The organism is Prevotella sp. DNF00663 (assembly GCF_001553265.1).
Classification (GTDB): Bacteria; Bacteroidota; Bacteroidia; order Bacteroidales; family Bacteroidaceae; genus Prevotella.
In genome coordinates, this window is the sequence record NZ_KQ960654.1 from 1 (window position 1) to 3,888 (window position 3,888).

The window sequence follows — 3,888 nt, forward strand, 5'->3', positions numbered from 1 at the left end:
TCATTTTCCTTTTGGGGGAATAAAGCTGAGAGAATCTACTTGATCCGCTCCACGGCCAGTCCGCCCGGCTGGCCCGGCTCTATCTTGATATATCTACCCATGATTTCTGTTTGTTAAATGTTAATACTTAGTGTTGTCTTGCCCCGTCCGCAGGCGCGGATTGCGTTTCACGGCGGTGTCATTTTACGAAGCGCACCAAGCGCACGGCGTTGCCGCTGACTCCGCCGTACGAACTGACTGCCCCGCTTATCGAGATGTTGTAGTGGGTCATTGTCACGTTCCCCGGTATCAAAGCACCGTCGGACGTGGAGGTCCAGTAGTTGAAGTGGCGGCTTATCTGCTCTATCTTGCAGTTCTTACCATTAAAGCCTGAGTTCCATCCAGGAAAGGGCAAGAAGAGGCAGCCCTTCTCGGTGACGGCTTCCTTCTTGAGGATCTTGCCCAGATAGCCGTCCGCCGTCTTACCCTCGAGGGTACGGTTCTTGCCGAAAGTAGAGATATTCGCTGCGGTGAAGAGCGACATTGCAGTCGACTTTTTCATTCCATCGGGGAATATCACGAGTCCAGCCTGGTCCACTTCACTCTCCACGGTACCGTTGCCGTTGAGGTCGAGGAACGCGAGGGCGTAGGCAAACGTGCTGGCGTCGTCAGGAAATTTGCGCGTATCGATCAGGTACTGCCACTCGCTCAGACTGAGGGTTACTAGTGGGTCGGTGCTGTCGCTCAGCTTCGCGTAGTTGGTCCAGTCTTTGTCTGTGCCCTGGTACTCGGTGTTTTTCGTGGGCAGGAAATATTTGCCCGTGCTCTTGTCGACGAGGGTGGGGTGTTCTGGTTTTCCGAAGAAGAACATGTCGAACACGGGGTTGGTGGTGCAGCTCACGTTCCATGCGTCGTTGTTGTCCTGCACACAGGTGTAGATGCCGAAGTAGTAGTTGTTAGCGTAGCTGGTGGGAGGCACCATGATCCACTGCTCGGGGGCGAGTCGGTAGTATCCCTTCAGCACGTTGTACTTGGCTTCCAGCTCTTGTGGTTTGTCCTTGCCCTTGCGGTAGAGGATGTTGGGATCGATGTGCTTGCGCACGGTGAGCGAATATACCTGCTTGGGCATCATGTACTGCAGGTTGCCGTCGGTGAAGTTGACCTTCTTGCCATCCTTGCTCACGGTGAACACGGATGGGGTGCCATCGGCGGTGCGCACAAAGGCGTCGGCGCTGTTGCCTACGGTCGCCGGTTGGGCTCCGGCGGAGACGATTTTTTTGGAGGTTTGCTTGTCGGTGTAGATGTCGAAGGAGAGCGTGGCCTTGTCGGTCGCTACCTTGTTGGGCACCAGAGGGAGGTAGATGTCATAGGGTGCATCAGGGCTCGCCGCCGTCGTGAACACAAATCCCTCACGCACGTTGCTCTCCCTTCCCGCCATGACGGTGCTCTCAATGTTTCCGCTTGCCGCGTCGACGGTGGCCTGCAGGGGTACGTCGCCGTGTACCACGAGGGCTTTGTATGTGTTGCCCAGGAGCGGGTTGTATTTGCCCTTGACGCTGAAGTGGGCTGCGGCGAAGGCGTTCTTGAGTGTCACGTCTTCCAGTATGCCGGCCTTGTCGCCGTTCATCTTCACCGTTCCTTCTGCGTTAAGGGCGCAGAGGCTTTTCAGCGATTCGCGCGTGCCGTTGAGCTTAGAGAAGTCGAACATGATCTTGCCGTTCACGATGCGGGATGTATTCGTGTTGGGGCCGAGGTAGAATATGCGGACCTTTTGTCCGGCTGTCAACCCGTCTACGGGGCCTTCGAACACGCCCTTCTCCTTGCCTATGCCTTTCTTGATCGTGAGGGTACCGATGGCTTTGCCGGCATCGTTCACCACAAGTAGTTCGTCCTTGTCCTCCCACAGCCACGGATTCTTGTCGTCGCCCTCGGTGAGGTAGGCGCGCGTGCCGTCGGGGCCCGCCACGCCGGTCGAGGCGGTCATGGTGAGCATTACGCCCTTTGCTGGTGTATCGCCACCGTCGATGAAGTCTTCCTGTCCGGAGCACCCGGTCAGTGCAAGCGCCACGGCGGCCGTTACGGTCACCGCTGCCTGTCTCATTGCTTTGATTGCTTTCATACAGTCTTTCTTAATCATTTTTGTCGTTTGATGCTTTTGTTTCGTAGTCGCTTTCCTGTAAGCTGCTTCCGCCTACCACCCGGTTTTCCAGTCGCTGTTGAAGGACTTGCTCAACCTAGTCGAGTTTCATTCTGAACCTGATGGGGCGCTGTCGTCTACCTCCTCCCAGTCGCTTTCATCACTGTCCATCGAACCTCTTATTCCGCTGCCGGCGAGCAGGCTCTGTTCCATTTCCGTGGGAACGGTTTCAACATTGGGTGTAATGTACTTTTTCTTTTTCATTTTGCTCGTTTTTTTGATATTGTTCTTTAACTGATAATTATACTTGAGAAATGTCTATTGTTTCCATACCCGCTCCTCGCGCGCGTATACGTATATTTAAAAAGAGAGTTGACCGGCGGTTAGCCTGTGTGTTAGCAAATTATTCGGAACTACCAAATAATCTGTCGGAAAAATTACGCTGTCATCAAAAAAGTTTCGAATTTTACACACGCTGCACATCGGTTATGACGTGGCGCGAGCCACGGAGTTGATATATCGAGGGCAAAGATACGAAAATTGTCCGATAGTTCCAAGCGTGCGGCCTGTTTTTTGTCTTCGGCAAAGATTTTTACTGTTTATAAGGCTTAAAACTTGATAAAAAACCGTCTGTTCTTTTCTATTTTAGCACTTTTGGAGACCCATAAAAAGTATTAGAAATGTTGACAAAAGAATGAAAAAAGTATATTGTCAACACGTAAGAAAGATGAGCAAATATTTACAAGAAAATAGCCTTGATTTTGGGAATGTGCCGCCTGCTGAAGTGTTTGCGTTATAAGAAAAAGCCTTTATAGGTGTTAATATTTGTAACTTGCCATAAAAACGAAAAAGAAAATACTTACTTTTGCAAACCATATAAACCATAAAGAATATTACAATGAACAAAATGAACATTTTGAAGTATTTTTCACTATTCTTGTTTTTGACGTCAGCGATTGTTTTCACGGGATGTAGTAAGAGTGATGATGGTAATGATAAAGATAAAGTAAAGGTAGCCGACTATGCTAAAAACATTGTTGGCACATGGGAAATGGAAAGCTGGTCTATCTCTCTTGCTGACAAGAAAACATCAGCGAAATATGACGTTGAGGTAAAACTTGATGCCATAAGAGGTTCAAAAATGTACATGAACGACATGGAACTTGACGAGAAAAAGCTGAAGGAGCTTGGCCTTAAACTGACTGTAGATGATTTTCCTGTACAAAGGCTACAGTTTGATAAAGACCACAAAGTGATAGATTATGAATATGATGGTGGTTGGAAGGCAGGCGAAGAAAAATCCACATACGATATCAAGAATGATGTGCTTACCATGACATCAACATCGTCGCATATCATGTCTATGGAAATACTCTCTATGAAGCAAAATTCTTGCATATTTAATGTGCCTAAACTTGTAGAAGAAATGATGACAGATTATAAATTGACAGAAAAGTTTGATGTAAAATCAGCAAAGCTCAAAATGAAGAGAGTAGGCTGATAGCATTCCTTGCTTGTACAGAATAGTCTTTTTCCTGTTATGAATATTTGGAAAAAGACTATTTTTCGGTTCATCCGACATTTCGAGTGATACGACAATCGTGTAGTGCATAAAGCCTGAGAGTAAAATATCTTTCATCTTTGAATCCGTATGCATTGCGTTTCATTACTTTTATCTTGTTGTTTATTCCCTCTACTTTACCTGTTGGAAAAGCCACACTAATTTGCCCCACGCTGGCGAGTATTTTAGACCCAGTAAGGTTAAAATAATG

4 protein-coding genes are annotated in these 3,888 nt (G+C 48.1%); 1 reads left to right on the forward strand and 3 read right to left on the reverse strand.

What is annotated here, in order from left to right; genetic code table 11:
* Nucleotides 1–178: 178 nt before the first annotated feature.
* Nucleotides 179–2,098 (reverse strand): hypothetical protein, encoded by a 1,920-nt coding sequence (locus tag HMPREF3034_RS10090; RefSeq protein ID WP_156431105.1) that lies wholly within the window; start codon nucleotides 2,096–2,098, stop codon nucleotides 179–181.
* Between the two features lie 126 nt (nucleotides 2,099–2,224).
* Nucleotides 2,225–2,380 (reverse strand): hypothetical protein, encoded by a 156-nt coding sequence (locus HMPREF3034_RS12680; protein ID WP_156431106.1) that lies wholly within the window; start codon nucleotides 2,378–2,380, stop codon nucleotides 2,225–2,227.
* A gap of 634 nt (nucleotides 2,381–3,014) precedes the next feature.
* On the opposite strand from HMPREF3034_RS12680, the gene HMPREF3034_RS10095 reads away from it, so the two are divergent.
* The gene (locus HMPREF3034_RS10095) at nucleotides 3,015–3,617 is read left to right on the forward strand and encodes a hypothetical protein (RefSeq protein ID WP_062435293.1); all 603 of its coding nucleotides are present in this window, start codon (nucleotides 3,015–3,017) and stop codon (nucleotides 3,615–3,617) included.
* Between the two features lie 70 nt (nucleotides 3,618–3,687).
* Here the strand turns inward: HMPREF3034_RS10095 and HMPREF3034_RS13050 are convergent.
* Nucleotides 3,688–3,888 (reverse strand): transposase (locus tag HMPREF3034_RS13050; protein WP_231725668.1); only part of this gene is annotated, 201 nt, incomplete at its 5' end.